Genomic DNA, 19,544 nt, shown 5'->3' on the forward strand with positions numbered 1-19,544 from the left:
GTTAATCGGGAAAGTTCCGAACATAATTCGGATAAAAGAATTTGCGCACCCGCAATAAGCGGGGCTCTACAGAACAGGAGAATAGGCGAATGTCACACAATAAATCGCTGCGCGTGGCCGCGGCCGCAGTTGCCCTGGCACTGGCCGGTACGACCGGTTTTGCCATGGCCGCCCAGGTACCGGCAGGCGTCAAGCTGGCTGCCAAGCAGGAGCTGATCCGCAACACCGGTTCCGAGCCGGAATCGCTCGATCCGGTGCTGGCCGAATCGGTACCGGCCAATACCATCACCATGGATCTGTTCGAAGGCCTCACCGCCACCGACAGCTTTGGCAAGGTGATGCCGGGCGTGGCCGAGTCGTGGAAGCAGACCAGCCCCACCACCTGGGTATTCAAGCTGCGCAAGAATGCCAAGTGGTCGGATGGCTCCGCCGTGACCGCAAGCGATTTCGTGTATGGCTGGCAGCGTTTTGTCGATCCCAAGACCGCCTCTCCCTATGCCTCCACCTATGGCATCTTCATCCAGAACGGCAAGGAAATCACCGAAGGCAAGAAGCCGGCTTCCTCGCTGGGCGTGAAGGCTGTGGACAAATACACCCTGGAAGTACAAACCCCCTACCCGGTGCCGTTCATGCCGTCGCTGGTAGCCAATACCCAGCTGGCACCGCTGCCCAAGGCCACCATCGACAAGTTTGGCAAGGACTGGACCAAGCCGGGCAAGATGGTGTCCAACGGCGCTTTCGCGCTGAAGGACTGGCAGGTCAACAGCAAGATCGTGGTGGAAAAGAATGCCCAGTACTGGGATGTGAAGAACGTGCAGCTGGGCAAGATCACCTATCTGCCGATCGAAGACCACAATGCCGACGTGAAGCTGTATGAGTCCGGCGAAAACGACTGGGTGCTGGAACTGCCGTCCGGCACCTACGACAAGTACAAGACCCAGTACCCGAAGGAAATCCGCAATGCGCCTTTCCTGGGCCTGCGCTACTACTCGCTGAACAACAAGGACCCGCTGCTGAAGGACGTGCGCGTGCGCAAGGCGCTGTCCATGGTGCTGGACCGTGACATCCTGGCCAAGAAAGTAACCGCCGACGGCCAGTCCCCGGCTTACAGCGCCATCGTCACCGGCACTGCCGGCGCCGATGTCACCAGCTATGACTGGGTGAAATGGCCGATGGCCAAGCGGGTGGAAGAGGCCAAGAAGCTGCTGGCCGAAGCTGGCGTGAAGCCCGGCACCAAACTGAAATTTGCCTACAACACCAGTGACTACCACAAGAAGATGGCCATCTTTGCCGCTTCCGAATGGAAATCCAAGCTGGGCCTGAATACCGAGCTGGAAAGCCTGGAATTCAAGGTGCTGCTGAAGAAGCGCCATGACGCCGACTTCCAGATCGCCCGCAATGGCTGGAATGCCGACTACAACGACGCCACCACCTTCCTGGCGCTGGTACAGTGCGACAACGACCAGAACGACAACAAGAACTGCAATGCCAAGGCCGAAGCGCTGATCAAGCAGGGTAGCGATACCACCGATCAGGCCAAGCGCAAGCAGCTGTTCACCCAGGCCGTGAAGATGATCATGGATGACTATCCGATGATTCCGCTGCTGCAATACACCGCACCGCGTCTGGTGAAGTCCTATGTGGGTGGCTACGGCAAGAACCCGATGGACCGCTACCGCGGCAAGGACCTCTACATCATTCAGCATTAAGCATGGCGCTTGATTGAATGATGCAAGAGGCGGGGGCGCTTGCCCCCGGTTGAACAGAGGCCGGATGTCCGCCAGACGGACATCCGGCTTGTGATGTAGAGCATCATGCCGGAGCGGTTCGCCCTGCAGGCGCGTTCACAAGACGCGTGCTGTGCTGGCGGACGACAACCGGCTGGAGTATCCCCATGTGGTCCTATACTTTCCGACGCGTGCTGGCCACCATTCCCACGCTGCTGGCCGTCATTACCGTTTGCTATCTGTTGCTGCACCTGACGCCGGGCGGCCCCTTTGACGGGGAGCGCAAGGTATCGGCAGCGGTGCTGGCCAATTTGCAGGCCAAGTACCATCTCGATCTGCCCTTGTGGCAGCAATATCTGTATTACATCAAGAGCCTGCTGCAGGGTGATCTGGGCGCGTCCTTCCGCTATGCCGACTGGAGCGTGAACGATCTGGTGGGCAAGGCCTTGCCGGTATCCGCTGCCATCGGTGGCGGTGCCATCGTTATCTCCTTGTTCATCGGTGTGGCGCTGGGCATTGTGGCCGCACTGCGCCAGAACAGCCTGATCGACTACTTTGTCATGCTGCTGGGCAATATCGGCGGCGCTTTTCCGTCCTTCGTGCTGGGCCCGGTGCTGGTGATGGTGTTTGCCATCGGCCTGGAATGGTTGCCGGCCGGCGGCTGGGATGATTTCTCGCTGCGTTACATGGTGCTGCCGATTGCCCTGCTGGTGTTCATCAACATCTCCACCATCGGTCGCGTGATGCGCGGCAGCATGATTGAGGTGCTGGGCAGCAACTTCATCCGTACCGCCCGTGCCAAGGGTTTGCCGATGCGTACCATCGTGCTGCGCCATGCGCTCAAGCCGGCGCTGATGCCGGTGGTGTCGGTGATTGGCCCGCTGGCCATTTCCTCGATTACCGCGGCCGTGGTGACCGAAACCGTGTTCGGCCTGCCGGGCCTGGGCAAGCTCATCGTCAATGGTGCCGCCAACCGCGACTACACCCTGGTACTGGGGCTGGTGGTGCTGGTGACGGTGATTACCGTTGTTCTCAACCTGCTCGTGGATCTGGCCTATGCGCTGCTGGACCCGAAGATTCGCTACTGAGCGGGAGCAAAAATCATGATGCAAAGCAAACAGAAAGCCATGACGGCGGCGCTGGACAATGGTCTGGTCGATGCCGCCGTGGAAGGCCGCAGCCTGTGGCGTGACGCGCGCGTACGTTTTTTCCGCAACAAGGCCGCCGTACTCAGCCTGATCATGCTGGTGTTGATCACCCTGGCCTGTATTTTCGGGCCAATGGTGCTGCCGCACACCTATGAAGACACCGACTGGGACGCCATGGGCATTGCTCCGACGCTGGCCAATACCCACTGGTTCGGTACCGATGCGCTGGGGCGTGACCTGCTGGTGCGCTGCCTGATCGGCGGCCGCATTTCGCTGATGGTGGGTGCGCTGGCCACCATCGCCTCGGTGGCACTGGGCATTGTCTGGGGGGCAACCGCCGGCTTCATGGGCGGCAAGGTCGATTCGCTGATGATGCGCATCGTCGACATGATGTACGCCGTGCCCTATCTGCTGATCGCCATCCTGATGGTGACCCTGCTGGGCCGCGACTTCTACCTGGTGGTGCTGACCATTACCGTGTTCTCGTGGATGGACATGGCACGGGTGGTGCGCGGCCAGACGCTGGCGATCAAGTCCAAGGAATATGTCGAGGCGGCGCACGCCATTGGCGTGTCCACCCCCAAGATCATCTTCCGCCACATCGTGCCCAATCTGTTGGGCATCGTGGTGATCTACACCACGGTTACCGTGCCGGGCGTGATCCTGACCGAATCCGTGTTGTCCTTCCTGGGCCTCGGGGTGCAGGAACCGATGACCAGCTGGGGTGTGCTGATTCAGGATGGTGCCGGCGTGATGGATGCCAGCCCGTGGATTCTGCTGTTCCCGGCCGGCCTGCTGTCGGTCACCTTGTACTGCGCCAACTATATCGGCGACGGCCTGCGCGATGCGCTCGATCCGAAAGATCGTTGAGGTAGCAACAGATGAGTCTATTGAAAGTAAGTAATCTGGGCGTGCAGTTCCAGACCAACGACGGTGTGGTCAGCGCAGTCAACGGCGTCAGCTTCGAGCTGGAAAAGGGGCAGACCCTGGGCATCGTTGGCGAATCCGGCTCGGGCAAGAGCCAGACGGTGCTGGCCATGATGGGCCTCTTGGCCAAGAACGGCAAAACCACCGGTGAAGCGCTGTACCAGGGCAAGAACCTGCTGGCCATGAGCCCGGCCGAGCTGAACCGCATTCGTGGCGACCGGCTGGCGATGATTTTCCAGGACCCGATGACCTCGCTCAATCCCTATCTGACGGTAGAGCGCCAGATGACCGAGGTGCTGGAGCTGCACAAGGGCATCAGCCGTCGTGACGCGAAAAAGCGCGCCATCGAGCTGCTGGACGCGGTGCGCATTCCCGAAGCCGCCCGCCGCATCAATATGTATCCGCACGAGTTTTCCGGCGGCATGCGCCAGCGGGTGATGATTGCCATGGCCTTGTTGTGCGAGCCGGAAGTGCTGATTGCCGACGAACCCACCACCGCGCTGGACGTGACGGTGCAGGCACAGATCCTCACTCTGCTCAAAGAGCTGCAGCGTGATTTCGGTACCTCCATCGTGATGATTACCCACGATCTGGGCGTAGTGGCCGGCCTCTGCGAAAAAGTGATGGTGATGTATGGCGGCCGCGCCATGGAGTACGGCAGCGCTGACAATATCTTCTATCAGCCCAGCCACCCCTACACCATCGGTCTGCTCGGCGCACTGCCACGGCTGGATCACGATGGCAGCGAGCTGGTAAGCATTCCGGGCAATCCGCCCAATATGGCCAGAATGCCCAAGGGTTGCCCGTTCTCCGAGCGTTGCACCCACGCCAGCAGCCGCTGCGCGGACGAACTGCCGGCACTGGCCGCCAGCAACGTGAACCCGCAGGTGCTGCGCGCCTGTCACAAACCGGCCGACGAATTGCAGCAGGCAGCACAGGAGGTGGCCCATGTCTGAACAAGCCAAGCAGCCGATTCTGTCGGTACGTGATGTCAAAGTGCATTTTCAGGTCAAGGGCGACGGTGCCTGGCCGTGGAGTGCCAAGCGCACGCTGAAGGCGGTGGACGGGGTCAGCTTCGATCTGTACGCCGGTGAAACCCTGGGTGTGGTGGGCGAGTCCGGCTGTGGCAAGTCCACCCTGTCGCGCGCCATCCTCAACCTGATTCCGGCCACCAGCGGCGAAATCGTGTGGATGGGCAAGGACCTGACTCGCGGCACGGACAAGGACTGGCATGCGGTGCGCAAGGACATCCAGATGATCTTCCAGGATCCTCTGGCCTCGCTGAACCCGCGCATGACGGTGGCGCACATCATCGGCGAGCCGCTGCGGGTGCACAAACCGGAGCTGTCGGAAGCCGAAGTGATGAAGCGGGTGCGCGCCATGATGGCGCGGGTGGGGCTGCGTGAGCAGATGATCAACCGCTATCCGCACGAATTTTCTGGTGGCCAGTGCCAGCGTATCGGCATTGCCCGGGCGCTGATTCTGGAACCCAAGCTGATCATCTGCGACGAGCCGGTGTCGGCACTGGACGTGTCGATTCAGGCGCAGATCATCAATCTGCTGAAAGAGCTGCAGCGCGAGATGGGGCTGGCGCTGATCTTCATCGCCCACGATCTGGCGGTGGTCAAGCATATCTCCGACCGCATCCTGGTGATGTATCTGGGCCGCGAGATGGAGCTGGCACAAAAGCATGCCTTATACGATGCGCCTGCGCACCCGTATACCCGCGCGCTGCTGTCGGCCATTCCCATTCCCGATCCGAAGCTGGAGAAAAACAAGGTCATCCAGATCCTGCAGGGTGATCTGCCCAGCCCGATCAACCCGCCTTCGGGCTGCGTGTTCCGCACCCGCTGCCCACAGGCCGAGGCGCGTTGCGGCACGGAGAAAATCCAGCTGCGCCAGATCAGCGAGCAAAGCCAGAGCTCCTGCCTGCTGGCCTGATTACGCGCTGGTGCCAAGCAAAAGCCCTGCATTTTCATGCAGGGCTTTTTATTGATTGTTATCCCAGTGTTAACAGAGTGGGCTGTTGCTTAACGAAAAATTACGCTAGCATGTTAGCGCTTTCTAAAAAACAGGATTTCGTGATGAAAAAATTGCACCTTGCTCTGGTATTGGCATTGTCCCTGTCTGGCGCAGCCCAGGCTTTCGATCTGAACGGCATGCTCAGCTCCGGCAGCGACCTGCTCAAGGCGGCGACCCTGAGCGATGCCGACGTGAAGAGCCTGGCCGCTGAATCCAGCGTGGCCATGGACAAGAAAAACAAGGTAGCCGCCCCCTCCAGCGCCTATGGCAAGCGTCTGGCCAAGATCGTCAAGGGTCTGGACAGCGAAGACGGCACCAAGCTGAACTTCAAGGTCTATCAGACCAAGGAAGTGAACGCCTTTGCCATGGCAGATGGCACCGTGCGTGTGTACAGCGGCCTGCTGGACAAGATGGATGACGACCAGGTGCGTTTCGTGATCGGCCATGAAATCGGCCACGTGAAGTTGGGCCACACCAAGAAAGCCATGCAGCTGGCTTACTCCGCTTCCGCTGCGCGCAAGGCCGCCGGTAGCAGCGGCAACAGCACTGCCGCAGCCCTGAGCGAGTCCGACCTGGGCAACTTTGCCGAAGCCATCGTCAATGCACAGTTCTCGCAATCGCAGGAAAGCGATGCCGATGCCTATGGCGTGGGCTTCCTCAAGCGCCACAACTACAATGTGCAAGGCGCACCGTCCGCCCTGCGCAAACTGGCCGAGCTGTACGGCAACGACAGCAGCATGCTGGCCAGCCACCCGGCTCCGGGCGAGCGCGCCACCAAGGTGGAAAAGCTGATCGCCAACTGATCAGTCTTCCTGCTGAAAAAAGGCCTCCGCATGGAGGCCTTTTTGCTTGTCCTGCCAGTGCAGTGCAGGGCGACTCAGCGCTTTTTCGCCGGCTTGGCCAGTTGCTTCAGCGCATGTGACACCGCTACCAGCCCAAAGCTGGCGGTGACAACCATGCCGGCACCGAAGCCGGCGCAGGACAGACCCTGCGGACCACGGCTGCTGTCGGCCTCACAACTTTGTGTGTCGGGATAAACCAGCTGTTCGGTAGAGAACACGCAGGGAACCTGCAGCTTCTTGCCGGCATCGCGCGGGAAGCCGTGATAACGGCGCAGGTTATAACGCAGCTTGGACAACAGCGGGTCGTAAGTGACCTCGCCCAGATCCGCCAGCTTGATCTTGGTCGGGTCCATCTGGCCGCCGGCACCACCGGACACGATGAAGGGCTGGCGTTGGCGTACACACCAGGCTGCCATGGCGGTTTTGACCCGCAGATTGTCGATGCAGTCGATGATGAAGTCGAAGCCCTGGCCCAGCATGGCATCCAGATTGTCTTCAGTGACGAAATCCTCGATTTCCTGCACCACGCAGGCCGGATTGATGGCGCGCACCCGTTCGGCCAGTGCCGTCACCTTGGCCATGCCGTAATGCGGGTCCAGTGCCGGCAGCTGGCGGTTGGTATTGGATTCGGCAATATTGTCCAGATCAATCAGCGTCAGGTGGCCGATGGCGCTGCGCGCCAGTGCTTCCACCGCCCAGGAACCCACCCCGCCCACGCCCACCACACAGACATGAGCCTGCTGGAAACGGCTCAGCGCCTCTGCGCCATACAGGCGGGCAATACCGCCAAAGCGGCGTTCAAGATCAGCATCGTGCGACATCGGGGCATCCGGTACGGAAAAACGGCCAAGCATAACCAAGCCGGGGCTGGCTGACCAGTGGTGTGGCAGAAAGCGGCTGCGTCCTGCCTGCAACAGCCGGCTGCGGCGGACTAAGAACAAGCAGCTGATTTATTGGAACTTTCCTTACCCTTGCCTATCCTTGTCTGTGGGTCCGTCAAGAATGCACACCGGCATTCCTCTGAACCGGGCCTGCCTCCGTGATCTCAAGGGAGTCTCCCATGAAGCTACCGAGTTTCGATATCGACCTGGACAAGCATTACAACGCCACCGTCGTCATCGCCTGCGTGCAGTGCGGCCATGAAAACCGCCATCATCTGAAAGCCCTGTCCCCCGACCATACCCTGCGCTGCCAGTGCGGCAGCGACATCTCGATGAACAGCACGGCCATGCTGGCCGCCCAGCGCCGCGTCAGCGAACTGAAGCAGGCATATCGAATACCTTGATGGAGTGATTCCCACAATCTGCGTACTGCCCCCGGCAACCCGTTTGCTGGCACAATCAGGCAGGGCCTGATTCAGAAATTTCCTCGTACGGCGGCCTTTATGGCCGCCGCTTTCATTTGCAGGAGCACAGCATGCAGTGGATTGATATGCGCAGTGACACCGTTACCCAACCCACCCAGGCCATGCGTCACGCCATGGCTCATGCCGTGGTGGGCGACGATGTCTATGGTGACGACCCGACTGTGGTCGAACTGGAAACCCTGGCCGCCCGGCTGCTGGGCAAAGAGGCCGCGCTGTTTGTGCCCACCGGCAATTTCGGCAATCAGCTGGCCATTTTCACCCACTGCCAGCGTGGCAACGAGGTGATTCTGGGCGACGACTGCCATATCGTCTGGCACGAAACCGGCGGTGCGGCGGTGATCGGTGGCGTGCAGTTGCGCACCATTGCCAGCGACAAGGGGGTGATGGATCCGCAGGAAATCGAAGCGCGCATCCGGGTGGGCCAGGATGTGCATTGGCCCAAGACCGGGCTGATCTGCCTGGAAAACGCTCACAGCAATGGCCGGGTGATTCCGCTGGACATCATGCAGCGCACCGCCGACATCGCCCGTTGCCACGGCGTGCCGGTGCATCTGGATGGGGCGCGGGTATTCAATGCCGCCACGTATCTGGGCTGTGATGTGCAGGAGATCACCCGTCATGCCGATACGGTGATGTGCTGTCTGTCCAAGGGGCTGGCCGCACCGGTCGGTTCCATCCTGGCCGGCTCGGCCGATTTCATTGCCCTCGCCCGCTACAATCGCAAGCTGCTGGGTGGCGGCTGGCGTCAGGCCGGGGTGCTGGCGGCACCGGGCCTGCTCGCGCTGACCGAGATGACCCAGCGTCTGGCCGAAGACCACGCCAATGCCCGCTATCTGGCCGAGCAACTGGCCGGCATGCCCTGCATCGAGGTGGACATCGACGACGTGCACATCAATATGGTGTGGTTCCGCTTGCTGGCCGACATCGATATCAGCGAACTGATGGCCGCCCTGACGGCTGACGGCATCAAGGCCAATCCGCCCGAGGGTGGGCGCATGCGCTTGGTGACGCACTGGCAGGTCAGCCGGGAAGCCATCGACCGGGTACTGGAGGTGTTTCAGCGGGTATTAAGTGACTGACAGTCCGGCCCGCAGCGTGCCATGCGCTGTCAGGACGCCCCCGATTGAATCTGCAAGTGCGGAGAGACAGCATGAAAAGCGTATGGATCTTGTTGTTGGCATTGTGTTGCGGCAGGGTGCTGGCCGATGAGCAGCTGCTTACGCTCAGCACCCGTCCCGGCGTGAGCCAGCGTCTGTTGTTGCTGGAACCCGCCGGCAAGCCGCTGGCCAGCCTGATCCTGTTTACCGGTGGCGAGGGCACGCTGAAACTGGGCGATAGCGGCCAGTTGGGTGCCGGTGCCGGCAACTTTCTGGTCAGGACCCGCCAGCGCTGGGCAGAGCAGGGCTTTCAGGTGGCGGTGGTGGATGCGCCGTCCGACCATCCGGACAATATCAGCCGTAACGATTTTCGCAGCAGCGCCGAGCATGCCGCAGATATTGCCGTGGTGATGGATGAGTTGCGCCGTCGGGCCGCGGTTCCGGTATGGCTGGTGGGCACCAGCCGAGGCACGACCTCGGCGGCGGCTATCGGCATCCGCCTGCAACCGCGCGTGGCCGGGCTGGTGTTGACCTCCACCATCAATCACGATCGTGGCAATGTTGCGGCCATGGATTTGCCACAGCTCAGCCTGCCGGTCTTGCTGGTACAGCACCGGCATGACCAGTGCAAGGAAAGCCTGCCGGCCAATGTGCAGCCGATACTGGACGGGCTGCTCAAGGCACAGCCGCGCGCCCTGCTGGAGTTTGATGGCGGACAGAACCGGGGTGACCCCTGCCAGCCTTGGGCCGCACATGGGTATAACGGTATCGAGGATGAAGTCATCAGCCAGATCGCGGCCTGGATAAAACAGCATCAGCGCTGAGCTGCGGTTTGCTGCAATGGGTGGGGCTCACTGCCCGGCACCGCAGGCGGCAGCGGTGGTCTGCGGCATGAGTGCTATCAGTCATAGACCACGGTAACGATGGCCTTGGCGGGCTTGTCCATCGTGTAGACACTGGCCAGGGGTGGTGCGATGTAGCGGGAAACCCCTACCGACTGGGTCGCCGCCGGGCCGGCGCAGCTGGGGTTGGCAGCCGCCTCGCGCGCCATTTTGTAGGCAGCGGGATGTTGGGCATAGTTCATCCAGGTTTCGGCCGGGAGGGTGCAGGGTGTATTGACGATGGCACCATGAAAACTGATGGTGCCAGTGCTGGCGGCGACGCCGTTGCTGCTAAGCAGAAGCAGGACGCTGAGTGTGGCGAGCAGGTTTTTCATGATTATTTCCAAGATTAATAAGTAAACAGATGCAGTAAATAAGAAATTTCTACACAGGTTATAGGAAATTGACCAGAAAACCGCTAGTTATCGATTGCTGAAGTATTGCTGAAACTTTGTGAAGATTGACTTATAAAAACAGCCATTCTGGTGTTTTTATTGATAAAAACACATATTTTTGGCATTTTTTGTTAAAAATCCAGGCTTGATTGTGAGGATTTTTTGGGCTCTTGCAAAAGTGCCGAGCATTTGCACGGCTGGCCCAGTACTAAAGAACGGGTCGAGCGTATTTTCCCGTCGCGTGTTTGATTCATGGTCGCCGGGTGTCGGTGCTAAGCTGTGCGCCTGTCTGAATTTCTGGTTCTGTCATGTCCCACCTTCCCGATTCCCAGCTGTGGCTGGAAAGCCTCGACGACCCTGCAGTCCAGCAATGGGTTGCTGCGCAGAACAGCCACACCCAGGCGCTGCTGGATGCCGATGCGCGCTATGCGCCCTTGCAGCGCGACATCCTGGCGCACCTGCGCGATACGCGGCAGATTCCCTTCTTTTCCGAGCACGCCGGCTGGCTGTACAACTTCCATCAGGATGAAACCCATCCGCGCGGCATTTACCGCCGCAGCACACTGGCGGCTTACCGGGCTGGTGCACAGGAATGGCAGACGGTGCTGGATGTGGATGCGCTGGCGGCCGAAGCTGGCAAGGATTGGTATCTGGATGGCGTGGCGCATTGCACGGTTGCGCCCACACGGGTGCTGGTGCATCTGAGCGAGGGTGGTGGCGATGCCAGCCTGGCCTGGGAATACGATCTGGATGCCGCCGCCTGGGTGGAGCAGGGTTTGCGTTTTCCCAAGGGCAAGAATCATATCGCCTGGCGTGACCCGGACAGCGTGTTTGTCTGCCCCGGCTGGAAGGGCGCGCCGCTGACCCGCTCCGGCTATCCCAGCGAAGTATGGCTGGTGGAACGTGCGGCCGATGGCCAGCATCAATGGCAGCAGCTGTTTGTCGCACCCGCCGGTGCGATGATGGTGGCGGCCTGGCGTTATCTGGATGGCGTGGATGGCGTGCTGGACCTGATCGAGGCCGCTGATGGCTTTTACAGCAAGACCTATCATCTGATTGATGCCGAGCTGCAAACCCGGCCGCTGCCACTGCCGGCCAAGGCGGATATCGAGGGCTATCTGCATGGCCAGTTCATCGTCAAGCTGGCCGAAGACTGGCCGTGGCAGGGCGCAACCTATCTGGCGGGCAGCCTGCTGGCCGTGCCGCTGCGCCACTTGCTGGGTGGTGAGGGGGCGGTGCAGTGCCTGGTGGAGCCCGCGCCGCGGCTGGCCATCGAGTCGGTGGAAACCACCCGCAGCAGCGTGGTGGTGAACCTGATCGACAATGTCCGCAGCCGTCTGCAGGCGTTTGAGCTGCATGGCGAGCAGTGGCAGCCGCGCAGTCTGCCGGTGCCGGATTCCGGCGTGATCGAGTTTGCCGACCAGCCTTGGGACAGCGAAGTGCTGTGCTATAGCTTCAGCGATTTCCTTAATCCCACCGGTCTGTACCGGTTGGATGTGGCCAGTGGCCAGCAGGAATGCCTGCGCCAGCAGCCCGCGGCTTTCGATGCCAGCCGTTTTGTCGCCGAGCAATGCTGGGCCACTGCGCCGGACGGGGTGGCGATTCCCTATTTCGTGGTGCGCGCCCGCGATGTGGTGCTGGATGGCAGCACGCCCACCCTGTTGTATGGCTATGGCGGTTTCGAAGTGCCGATGATGCCGTATTACGTGGAAAACTTCGGCGCGCACTGGCTGGAAAAGGGCGGTGCCTTCGTGCTGGCCTGCATCCGTGGTGGTGGGGAGTTTGGCCCTGGCTGGCATCAGGCCGCACAAGGGGTGAAGCGCCCGGTTTCCTTTGACGACTTTTGCGCCGTGGCCGAAGCCCTGATTGCCAGCGGGCTGACCTCTCCGGGCAAGCTGGGCATCGAAGGCGGCAGCAATGGTGGCTTGCTGGTGGCGGCCTGCATGGTGCGCCGGCCGGAACTGTTCAAGGCCGTGGTGTGCGAAGTGCCACTGCTGGACATGCTGCGCTACACCGAACTGCTGGCCGGTGCCAGCTGGATAGACGAATACGGCGATCCGGCCAATCCGGACGAGGCGGCGGCGCTGGCTGCCTATTCGCCTTATCACCAGATCAAGCCGGAGGCGGTTTACCCGCTGGCGCTGTTTACCACCAGTGCGCGCGACGACCGGGTCCACCCCGGCCATGCCCGCAAGATGGTGGCGCGCCTGCAAGAGCTGGGCCACGGTGCGCTGCTGATCGAAACCGATGCCGGCGGCCATACTGGCAATGCCGGCCAGCAGCAGACTGCCGATGAGCTGGCGCGGGTGCTGGTGTATCTGTATCAGCGGCTGATGGACTAAGAACCTGTTCATAGTCTGCTGGATTTAGTCGAAATGGGGTGATACCGCGTTAAAAACGTCTGCGGAATGCTCATTTACTTTATGTAAACTCCGCTTCCTTAGCCGTTTTCGCCTTGTCTCACTCTAGCTCGCGAGACTTTGAACAGGCTCTAGGCCATCGTCATCAGCAGGCGACAATGTTAGTCTGGGCGTTTCCTGCCGAGGAGACGCCAGTGATCACCCTGTACGTGTTTGGCCCGGCCTTCGGCCTGCCCGATGCCAGCCCCTTTGTGCTGAAGGCCGAGATGCTGCTCAAGCTGTCCGGCCTGCCTTATCGCAAGCTGCGTGGCAGCATGCGCCGTGCGCCCAAGGGCAAGCTGCCTTATATCGACGACGCCGGCACGCGGGTGCCGGATTCCACGCTGATCCGCCTGCATCTGGCCGAGCAGCATGGCATCACCCTGGATGCTGGGCTGTCGGAGGCCGACAAGGCGCTGGCCTGGAGCGTGGAGTGCCTGTGCAGCGACCATCTGTACTGGTGTGTGGTGCATGAACGCTGGATGGATGATGCGGTTTTTGCCCGTGGCCCGGGGGTGTTTTTCCAGCGCGTGCCATTCCTGCTGCGCGGCATGGTCATTCGCATGATCCGGCGCAAGGTGCGCGCCAATCTGCATGGTCAGGGCCTGGGACGCTTCAGTCCGGCCGAACGCCAGCGTCTGTTGCAACTGGATGTGGCCAGCCTGGCCGCCCTGCTGGGTGATAAGCCCTATATGCTGGGCGAGTCCCCGAGCTGGCTGGACGCCACGGTATTTGCCTTTGTCGCCTCGGCCTGGCTGGCCACACTGGGCGACACCCCCAGCCAGCAGGCGGTGCGGCAGCATGCCAATCTGCAGGCTTATGTCGAGCGGCTGCGCCGGCAATACTTTCCCGACTGGACGACCGAGGCATGACTGGCGCGTTTCTTGCACAGCAGAACGGCATCATCCCGCCCCAGACCCTGAGCATGAGCCAAGATATCCACATCCGCCCGGCCACGGCGGCCGACGCCGCCAGCATTGTGGCGATTTACAACCCCTACGTGCTTGATACCACCATCAGTTTTGAAGAACAGCCGGTGACCGAGCAGGAAATGGTCGAGCGCATGCGCAAGGTGGACGAGCAAGGCCTGCCCTGGCTGGTGGTGGAGCTACATGGCGAGCTGCTGGGCTATGCCTATGCCACGCGCTGGCGGGTGCGGCATGCCTACCGCTTTGCGGTGGAAACATCGGTGTACTTTGCCGCAGAGGCCCGTGGCCAGGGCCTGGGCAGCCGGCTGTACCGCGTCTTGCTGCAGCAATTGCGCGCGCTGGGCGTGCACATGGCCATTGGTGGCATTGCCCTGCCCAATCCGGCCAGTGCCGCTCTGCACGAGGGCTTGGGTTTCCGTCAGGTAGCCACTTTTCACGAGGTGGGCTGGAAGGCTGGCCGCTGGCTGGACGTGGGCTATTGGGAGCTGAAACTCAATGATGGCCCACCACTGCCGGATGCGGGCTGACCGCGCGATCTGCGCCGTTGTGGAGCCGTCCTCTCCCCAGAGTGGTGCGTGCAAAACCTTGGACAGCTGCTCCGCTTTGTGACATTTTTGATCAAATACTCACAGGAGGAGCAGACATGGCACAAGCCAGCGACATCATCGTGTTTCAACGCAACCCGGTACGGGTCGAGCAATTCAATGCACCGGCCGACCGCCGCATCGAAGGCGAGTGCGCCCAGACAGTAGAAAACCATTACTCCGACCCTAGCGGCCAGTTTCACGCCGGTATCTGGAGTGGTGGCCGTGGCAGCTGGAAGGTGAAATACAGCGAGCACGAATTCTGCACCCTGCTGGAAGGCTATGTGCGGCTGACCGATCTCCACGGCGACAGCGTGGAGCTGTATGCCGGCGACCATTTCGTCATTCCTGCAGGTTTCGAAGGGGTATGGGAGGTGCTGGAACCGGCGCGCAAGACCTACGCCATCTTCGAGGCCAAGTAGCCCCGCCTGACAGGACAAAACAAAGCCCCGCACTGGCGGGGCTTTGCTATTGGCGATCAACGGCAAGACTTGATGCGGCTAACAGGATAGCGCAGCGCCGCATCAGGCTTTTGTTCGCGGCTCTTATTCGCCCAGGCTGTGTTCCAGCTGTTGCAATCTGGCCTTGAGAGCGGCCACTTCGGCTTCCAGTGCCGCTACCCGCCCGGCGACACCGACATCGATGATGGCTGCTGCGCTGATTTCATTCGGGCTGGGTTCGCCACTGAGCAGATGGCACCAGCGCGCCTCACGCTCACCCGGCTGGCGCGGCAGTTTCATGACCAGCGGCGGGTATTTGTCGGCCAGCGCTTCCAGTGCGCCTTCTACTTCTTCCACGCCGCCAAAGCTGTAGATGCGGCCGGAACGGGTGCGGATCTCCGCGCTGGTCTGCGGGCCGCGCAGCATCAACAGCGCCAGTGCGGCCTGACGTGCGCCGTCGATATTCCATTCATAGTTCAGACGATGCTCATACTTGGCGACCCGGCTGCCGGCCGGCAGCCGCTCGGTGACCAGTTTTTTCGCCATCAGTCCGGCCAGGGCGGCACTGAGCTCGGCATCGGGCAGCTGCATCACCGGCTCGCGGCTGGTGAGCTGATTGCAGGCGGAAGACAGGCTGTTCAGTGTCAGCGGGTAGGCATCGGGTGTCAGCGCCTGTTTTTCGACCAGTGCGCCCAGTACCCGCACTTCCGCGGCATCCAGTTGGTGTGTATCCATCTTGTGCTCCCTTGTTGCAATGCGCACATCATCGCATCAAGCACACTAGGCAACCAAGCTTTGTCGCCGTCCGGCCTTAGAGCCGCTAACAAAAAACCTGCTGCTGCGTTGCGCCTCCTTGCCGTACTCTTTGTACTGTCTGCGTCGGCGCGCCTTGCCCCAGGGACGCTACGCTATTTTGTTAGCCGCTCTTATTGTGGTGGCTGTTGTTTCGCCAGCAGGGCATCCAGCTGGTGCAGGCGCTGAATCTCGCGCTGGCGCGCGGCATCTTCATCTTGGGACAGTGCCTTGTACAGCGAAACCGCCATGCCGATCATGATCAGCATGAAGGGCAGGGCCGCCACGATGGACATGGTCTGCAAACCCTTCAGCCCGCCGCTGGACAACAGCACCAGGGCAATGGCCGACAGCAGTACGCCCCAGATCAGCTTGACGCGGTGCCCCGGGTTGAGCGAACCGCCGGAGGACAGCATGCCCAGCACAAAGGTGGCGGAGTCGGCCGAGGTGACGAAGAAGCTGACCACCAGCAGCATGGCCAGTATGGACAGGGCCCGCCCGCCCGGCAGGTAGTCGAACATCACATACAGCGCGGTGGACACATCCTGTTTCACCGCGCTGACCAGGTCGGCGCCGGCAAACAGTTGCAGCTCGAGTGCCGTACCGCCGAACACGGCAAACCAGACAAAGCTGGCCAGGGCCGGCACCAGCATCACCCCCACCACGAATTCGCGAATGGTGCGCCCGCGCGAGACACGGGCGATGAACATGCCGACAAACGGTGCCCAGGTCACCCACCAGGCCCAGTAAAACAGCGTCCAGCTGGCAATCCAGCTGCTCTGGTTGAAGGGCGACATGCGCAGGCTCATGCTGGTGAGATTGCCCAGATAATCGCCGAAGGTGGTGGTGAAGGTATCAAAGATGAAACCGCTGGGGCCCAGTACCACCAGTAGCAGCATCAGGCCGCAGGCCAGCAGGATGTTGAGATTGGACAACCACTTGATGCCGCGTGACAGGCCGGTGAGCGAGGACAGCAGAAACAGCACGGTGGCGATGGCGACGATGGCAAAGGTCAGCCAGGGCGAAGCCTGCAGGCCGAACAGTTTTTGCAGTCCGCTTTCGATCTGCAAAGTGCCAAAGCCCAGCGAAGTGGCCACGCCGAATACCGTGGCCAGCACGGCCAGGATATCAATCGCCTTGCCAATGGGGCCATCGACCCGCGCACCCAGCAGAGGCCGGAAGGCCGCGCTGATCAGGCCCGGGGTACCACGGTTGAATTTGAAATAGGCCAGAATCAGCCCCATCAGGCTGTAGATGGCCCACGGGTGCAGGCCCCAGTGGAAAAAGGCATAGCGCATGGCGGCGCGCGCCGCGTCGGCCGACTGGGGCGTGATGGCGGCGCTGGCCGGGGTAGCGAAGTGGGACAGCGGCTCGGCCACGCCCCAGAACACCAGGCCTATGCCCATGCCGGCAGAAAACAGCATGGCAAACCAGCTGCCACGGGAAAACTCCGGCTCCTCATCTTCTTTTCCCAGCCGGATATGGCCGAAACGGCCAAAGGCCAGATACAGCGCAAACACCAGAAAGCCGAAGACGCTGAGCAGGTAAAACCAGCCGAAGCGGGAAATGGTATAGGCCAGCAAGGCGGCGGTGGAGTCGGCCAGCTGTTGTGGGGCGAGTGCGCCGAACAGCACAAACAGGGCAGTCAGTAACAGGGATAGGCGCAAGACCAAGCTTGTCTCCTTTCATCGGGCAGCCAGCAGAAAACCGGGCAGGGCGGCATTCACTGGCAGGGTGTGGGCATGGCTGTCACCCGGGCAGGCGCAGGGGCGCTGCGGGTGGCAGGCGGATGGTGTGGCTGCTGTGGCATGGCAAGTGGCGATGCAACACGGCGAGGCAGCCTGAAATGAGCGGCAATCTGTGCTGTGCCGTTATGGATAATTGAATGAATTCAAGATATTGCCTTTTTACCATATCATTATTAGTAAATTGTTGTAAACAAATATACTGAATCGGCGAGGGGCGGCACGATCCTGCGCGGGCGACTTGCGGGCGTTTTGCCCTAGGGGCCCGCTGCCGCTAAATGGATGGATGCTTGACAGCATGCGGCGGACTGGCCAACCTGTCGCCTTTCGAAAAGCATGCAAGGAAACGGTGATGAAGCGGGTGGATCTTCTGTTGGTGGAACAAGGACTTGCCACTTCACGTACGGTGGCACAAAGCCTGCTGGAAAGCGGCCGGGTCAGCCTGAATGGCCAGGTCATCAGCAAGGCCAGTTCAAAGTTTCCCGCCGGCACGCCCTTGCAGGTCAGGCCTGATCCGGCCGACCGCTTTGTCTCCCGTGGCGGGCAGAAGCTGGATGGGGCCTTGCAGCAGGCCGGGCTGGATATCACTGGCTGGCGGGTGCTGGATGTGGGGCAGTCTACCGGCGGCTTTACCGATTGCGCCTTGCAGGCTGGTGCCGAGTATGTGGTGGGCGTGGATGTTGGCCATGATCAGCTGCACCCCAAACTATGGGATGATCCGCGCGTCCGCTGTTTTGAAGGGGTGAACGCCCGTGCGCTGGATGGCCGGACCTTGTTGCAGGCCAATGCTGGCCAGCCATTCGACCTGATGGTGTGCGATGTGTCGTTTATCTCGCTGACGCTGATCCTGCCATCAGCCCTGCCTTTGCTGGGGGAGAGCGGCCGTTTGCTGGGGCTGGTCAAACCGCAGTTCGAGGTGGGGCGCGGCGCGCTGGGGCATGGTGGCATCGTGCGCGATGAAAGCCTGTTTGCCGGCGTGCAGGACAAGATCAGCAGTTGCCTGGACGAGCTGGACTGGGAAGTGGAGCAGTGGTTTGACAGCCCGCTGACCGGTGCCGATGGCAACCGCGAGTTCTTCGTGCTGGCACGCCGGGCTGTCTATTGAGCGGACAAAGAAAATCCGCAGAGGCATCGCACACTCTGCGGATGGCACCGGCCACCTTGCCTGTGGCCTGACGGTGCGGTGGGATATCGGCTGGGGGCGCTTCAGTCTTCCTCGCCGCGCACCACCAGCAGTGGGCAGTGGGTCTTGCGCATGACGTTCTCGGCAAAGCTGCCCAGCATCAGGTGAGCCAGTCCGCTGCGGCCATGGGTGCCGATGACGATCAGCTCGGCCTGGTGGCTGTCGGCAAAACGGATCAGCGCATCGGCCATGTCCTTGCCGCCCTCCCAGCTTTCTGCGATATGGCAGTCCACCCGGCTGACGCCTTCGTTGATGGCCTGTTTTTGTGCCTTGTCCAGTAATTCCCGCGCCTGACGGAAAGCCAGATCATGCAGCTGATGGGTATCCAGCGCACCCACGCCTTCGATGGCCATGTCGCGCAAACTGGCCACATGCACCAGCGACAAGCTGGATTGCGCCATTTTGGCAATACGTAGTGCCTCGGCTAGAGCCTTTGCAGAAGTTCGGCTACCATCTACTGCAATAACAATGTGTTGATACATGGAGTGCTCCTCATAAAACCGTCGCTCGCGCCTGGTCAGATGGCGGTACTATCGGCCGGCATGACGCCTTGCCCGGCGGACAGAAGCGGCTGAATACCCTGTTTGATTTCAGGATACTCGCGGCAGATGAAAGACTCTCCGAACTAATTGTTATGCACTTGATCTATAACAAATTCGAACAGACCATGCGCCGCGTTTAATGCGTGAACCCATGGTCTGCCGCTATTCTGTCGACCACTTTGCACACTTGAGGGGGATGGTTTTACATCATGTTGATCTTTGCCTTGCTGTCCTTGCTTGTCATTGCCGCCATCGTTGCCTGGAGTCTGAAATCGGGCAAGCGCAAAAACAAGAAGACGGTGGACGATAGCCGTATTTACGCAGCGCATACCCAGTCCCGGCCACTGGAGCCACTGGAACACAGCACCGGCCATGCCTTCGGCCTGCTGCTCAAGGCCGCCCGTGGCGACCGTTCGGTGGTGGAGAAGTGGATCATGGCCGAACAGCATCAGAATATGCCGCCGATCAGCCGTGATGGTGCGATCGAGCAACTGGCCCAGCGTCTGCAGGCCAGCCGCCGCTAGC

At 61.0% G+C, this 19,544-nt stretch carries 20 protein-coding genes; 15 read left to right on the forward strand and 5 right to left on the reverse strand.

The window, feature by feature from the left end; translation table 11 throughout:
* Positions 1-89: 89 nt before the first annotated feature.
* The 6 genes from FAZ30_RS06415 to FAZ30_RS06440 all read left to right on the forward strand — a co-directional run bounded on the left by FAZ30_RS06415 (position 90) and on the right by FAZ30_RS06440 (position 6,627).
* A complete protein-coding gene (locus tag FAZ30_RS06415; protein WP_124645235.1) occupies positions 90-1,709 on the forward strand; it encodes a peptide ABC transporter substrate-binding protein in 1,620 nt (539 codons plus the stop codon).
* 185 nt (positions 1,710-1,894) lie between these two features.
* Positions 1,895-2,815 (forward strand): oligopeptide ABC transporter permease OppB, encoded by a 921-nt coding sequence (gene oppB / locus FAZ30_RS06420; RefSeq protein WP_059285663.1) that lies wholly within the window; start codon positions 1,895-1,897, stop codon positions 2,813-2,815.
* 15 nt (positions 2,816-2,830) lie between these two features.
* Positions 2,831-3,745, forward strand: coding sequence for an ABC transporter permease subunit (locus tag FAZ30_RS06425; protein WP_124645234.1), 915 nt, complete (start codon positions 2,831-2,833; stop codon positions 3,743-3,745).
* A gap of 11 nt (positions 3,746-3,756) precedes the next feature.
* Complete coding sequence (locus tag FAZ30_RS06430; RefSeq protein WP_124645233.1) at positions 3,757-4,758, forward strand: oligopeptide/dipeptide ABC transporter ATP-binding protein; 1,002 nt, start codon at positions 3,757-3,759, stop codon at positions 4,756-4,758.
* Complete coding sequence (gene oppF / locus FAZ30_RS06435; protein ID WP_124645232.1) at positions 4,751-5,743, forward strand: murein tripeptide/oligopeptide ABC transporter ATP binding protein OppF; 993 nt, start codon at positions 4,751-4,753, stop codon at positions 5,741-5,743. The genes FAZ30_RS06430 and oppF overlap by 8 nt, the downstream gene beginning before the upstream one ends.
* 143 nt (positions 5,744-5,886) lie before the next feature.
* Entirely contained in the window at positions 5,887-6,627 is a 741-nt protein-coding gene (locus FAZ30_RS06440; RefSeq protein ID WP_124645231.1) for a M48 family metallopeptidase, read from the forward strand.
* A gap of 74 nt (positions 6,628-6,701) precedes the next feature.
* Here FAZ30_RS06440 and tcdA read toward each other — a convergent pair whose 3' ends face one another.
* Complete coding sequence (gene tcdA, locus FAZ30_RS06445) at positions 6,702-7,487, reverse strand: tRNA cyclic N6-threonylcarbamoyladenosine(37) synthase TcdA (protein ID WP_124645230.1); 786 nt, start codon at positions 7,485-7,487, stop codon at positions 6,702-6,704.
* A gap of 239 nt (positions 7,488-7,726) precedes the next feature.
* Between tcdA and FAZ30_RS06450 the strand changes: the two genes are divergently transcribed.
* From FAZ30_RS06450 to FAZ30_RS06460, 3 genes are all read left to right on the forward strand, one after another.
* On the forward strand, positions 7,727-7,951 hold the full coding sequence (locus FAZ30_RS06450; RefSeq protein ID WP_103522987.1) for a hypothetical protein: 225 nt from the start codon (positions 7,727-7,729) through the stop codon (positions 7,949-7,951).
* Positions 7,952-8,082: 131 nt separating this feature from the next.
* Positions 8,083-9,111, forward strand: a complete 1,029-nt coding sequence (gene ltaE, locus FAZ30_RS06455; RefSeq protein ID WP_137009101.1) for a low-specificity L-threonine aldolase — start codon at positions 8,083-8,085, stop codon at positions 9,109-9,111.
* Positions 9,112-9,182: 71 nt separating this feature from the next.
* Positions 9,183-9,953: an alpha/beta hydrolase gene (locus FAZ30_RS06460; protein WP_137009103.1), complete on the forward strand. Its 771-nt coding sequence runs from the start codon at positions 9,183-9,185 to the stop codon at positions 9,951-9,953.
* 77 nt (positions 9,954-10,030) lie between these two features.
* Here the strand turns inward: FAZ30_RS06460 and FAZ30_RS06465 are convergent, their stop codons facing one another.
* Positions 10,031-10,345, reverse strand: a complete 315-nt coding sequence (locus tag FAZ30_RS06465) for a hypothetical protein (protein WP_124645227.1) — start codon at positions 10,343-10,345, stop codon at positions 10,031-10,033.
* 368 nt (positions 10,346-10,713) lie between these two features.
* On the opposite strand from FAZ30_RS06465, the gene FAZ30_RS06470 reads away from it, so the two are divergent.
* The 4 genes from FAZ30_RS06470 to FAZ30_RS06485 all read left to right on the forward strand — a co-directional run bounded on the left by FAZ30_RS06470 (position 10,714) and on the right by FAZ30_RS06485 (position 14,739).
* Positions 10,714-12,747 (forward strand): prolyl oligopeptidase family serine peptidase, encoded by a 2,034-nt coding sequence (locus FAZ30_RS06470; protein ID WP_137009105.1) that lies wholly within the window; start codon positions 10,714-10,716, stop codon positions 12,745-12,747.
* 212 nt (positions 12,748-12,959) lie between these two features.
* On the forward strand, positions 12,960-13,676 hold the full coding sequence (locus FAZ30_RS06475; RefSeq protein ID WP_137009107.1) for a glutathione S-transferase family protein: 717 nt from the start codon (positions 12,960-12,962) through the stop codon (positions 13,674-13,676).
* A 53-nt stretch (positions 13,677-13,729) separates the two neighbouring features.
* Entirely contained in the window at positions 13,730-14,260 is a 531-nt protein-coding gene (locus tag FAZ30_RS06480; protein ID WP_137009109.1) for an arsinothricin resistance N-acetyltransferase ArsN1 family B, read from the forward strand.
* 116 nt (positions 14,261-14,376) lie between these two features.
* The gene (locus FAZ30_RS06485; protein ID WP_124645224.1) at positions 14,377-14,739 is read left to right on the forward strand and encodes a cupin domain-containing protein; all 363 of its coding nucleotides are present in this window, start codon (positions 14,377-14,379) and stop codon (positions 14,737-14,739) included.
* Positions 14,740-14,862: 123 nt separating this feature from the next.
* Here the strand turns inward: FAZ30_RS06485 and FAZ30_RS06490 are convergent, their stop codons facing one another.
* Both FAZ30_RS06490 and FAZ30_RS06495 read right to left on the reverse strand, forming a co-directional pair.
* Positions 14,863-15,492 (reverse strand): YceH family protein, encoded by a 630-nt coding sequence (locus FAZ30_RS06490; protein ID WP_137009111.1) that lies wholly within the window; start codon positions 15,490-15,492, stop codon positions 14,863-14,865.
* 191 nt (positions 15,493-15,683) lie between these two features.
* A complete protein-coding gene (locus tag FAZ30_RS06495; RefSeq protein WP_281279259.1) occupies positions 15,684-17,216 on the reverse strand; it encodes a glycine betaine uptake BCCT transporter in 1,533 nt (510 codons plus the stop codon).
* A 430-nt stretch (positions 17,217-17,646) separates the two neighbouring features.
* Between FAZ30_RS06495 and FAZ30_RS06500 the strand changes: the two genes are divergently transcribed.
* Positions 17,647-18,399 (forward strand): TlyA family RNA methyltransferase, encoded by a 753-nt coding sequence (locus FAZ30_RS06500; protein ID WP_137009114.1) that lies wholly within the window; start codon positions 17,647-17,649, stop codon positions 18,397-18,399.
* Positions 18,400-18,500: 101 nt separating this feature from the next.
* Here FAZ30_RS06500 and FAZ30_RS06505 read toward each other — a convergent pair whose 3' ends face one another.
* Positions 18,501-18,959 carry a universal stress protein gene (locus FAZ30_RS06505; RefSeq protein WP_137009116.1) on the reverse strand — a complete coding sequence of 153 codons (459 nt, stop codon included), beginning with the start codon at positions 18,957-18,959 and terminating at the stop codon, positions 18,501-18,503.
* A 269-nt stretch (positions 18,960-19,228) separates the two neighbouring features.
* On the opposite strand from FAZ30_RS06505, the gene FAZ30_RS06510 reads away from it, so the two are divergent.
* Complete coding sequence (locus FAZ30_RS06510; protein ID WP_137009118.1) at positions 19,229-19,543, forward strand: hypothetical protein; 315 nt, start codon at positions 19,229-19,231, stop codon at positions 19,541-19,543.
* Position 19,544 lies beyond the last annotated feature (1 nt).

It is taken from the genome of Aquitalea aquatilis (genome assembly GCF_005155025.1).
Classification (GTDB): domain Bacteria; phylum Pseudomonadota; class Gammaproteobacteria; order Burkholderiales; family Chromobacteriaceae; genus Aquitalea; species Aquitalea aquatilis.

Excerpts from the sequence above, each read along its gene's own strand:
- FAZ30_RS06415 (WP_124645235.1), top strand. The coding sequence starts at position 90 with ATGTCACACAATAAATCGCTGCGCGTGGCCGCGGCCGCAGTTGCCCTG.
- oppB (WP_059285663.1), top strand. The coding sequence starts at position 1,895 with ATGTGGTCCTATACTTTCCGACGCGTGCTGGCCACCATTCCCACGCTG.
- FAZ30_RS06425 (WP_124645234.1), top strand. The coding sequence starts at position 2,831 with ATGATGCAAAGCAAACAGAAAGCCATGACGGCGGCGCTGGACAATGGT.
- FAZ30_RS06430 (WP_124645233.1), top strand. The coding sequence starts at position 3,757 with ATGAGTCTATTGAAAGTAAGTAATCTGGGCGTGCAGTTCCAGACCAAC.
- oppF (WP_124645232.1), top strand. The coding sequence starts at position 4,751 with ATGTCTGAACAAGCCAAGCAGCCGATTCTGTCGGTACGTGATGTCAAA.
- FAZ30_RS06440 (WP_124645231.1), top strand. The coding sequence starts at position 5,887 with ATGAAAAAATTGCACCTTGCTCTGGTATTGGCATTGTCCCTGTCTGGC.
- tcdA (WP_124645230.1), bottom strand. The coding sequence starts at position 7,487 with ATGTCGCACGATGCTGATCTTGAACGCCGCTTTGGCGGTATTGCCCGC.
- FAZ30_RS06450 (WP_103522987.1), top strand. The coding sequence starts at position 7,727 with ATGAAGCTACCGAGTTTCGATATCGACCTGGACAAGCATTACAACGCC.
- ltaE (WP_137009101.1), top strand. The coding sequence starts at position 8,083 with ATGCAGTGGATTGATATGCGCAGTGACACCGTTACCCAACCCACCCAG.
- FAZ30_RS06460 (WP_137009103.1), top strand. The coding sequence starts at position 9,183 with ATGAAAAGCGTATGGATCTTGTTGTTGGCATTGTGTTGCGGCAGGGTG.
- FAZ30_RS06465 (WP_124645227.1), bottom strand. The coding sequence starts at position 10,345 with ATGAAAAACCTGCTCGCCACACTCAGCGTCCTGCTTCTGCTTAGCAGC.
- FAZ30_RS06470 (WP_137009105.1), top strand. The coding sequence starts at position 10,714 with ATGTCCCACCTTCCCGATTCCCAGCTGTGGCTGGAAAGCCTCGACGAC.
- FAZ30_RS06480 (WP_137009109.1), top strand. The coding sequence starts at position 13,730 with ATGAGCCAAGATATCCACATCCGCCCGGCCACGGCGGCCGACGCCGCC.
- FAZ30_RS06485 (WP_124645224.1), top strand. The coding sequence starts at position 14,377 with ATGGCACAAGCCAGCGACATCATCGTGTTTCAACGCAACCCGGTACGG.
- FAZ30_RS06490 (WP_137009111.1), bottom strand. The coding sequence starts at position 15,492 with ATGGATACACACCAACTGGATGCCGCGGAAGTGCGGGTACTGGGCGCA.
- FAZ30_RS06500 (WP_137009114.1), top strand. The coding sequence starts at position 17,647 with ATGAAGCGGGTGGATCTTCTGTTGGTGGAACAAGGACTTGCCACTTCA.
- FAZ30_RS06505 (WP_137009116.1), bottom strand. The coding sequence starts at position 18,959 with ATGTATCAACACATTGTTATTGCAGTAGATGGTAGCCGAACTTCTGCA.
- FAZ30_RS06510 (WP_137009118.1), top strand. The coding sequence starts at position 19,229 with ATGTTGATCTTTGCCTTGCTGTCCTTGCTTGTCATTGCCGCCATCGTT.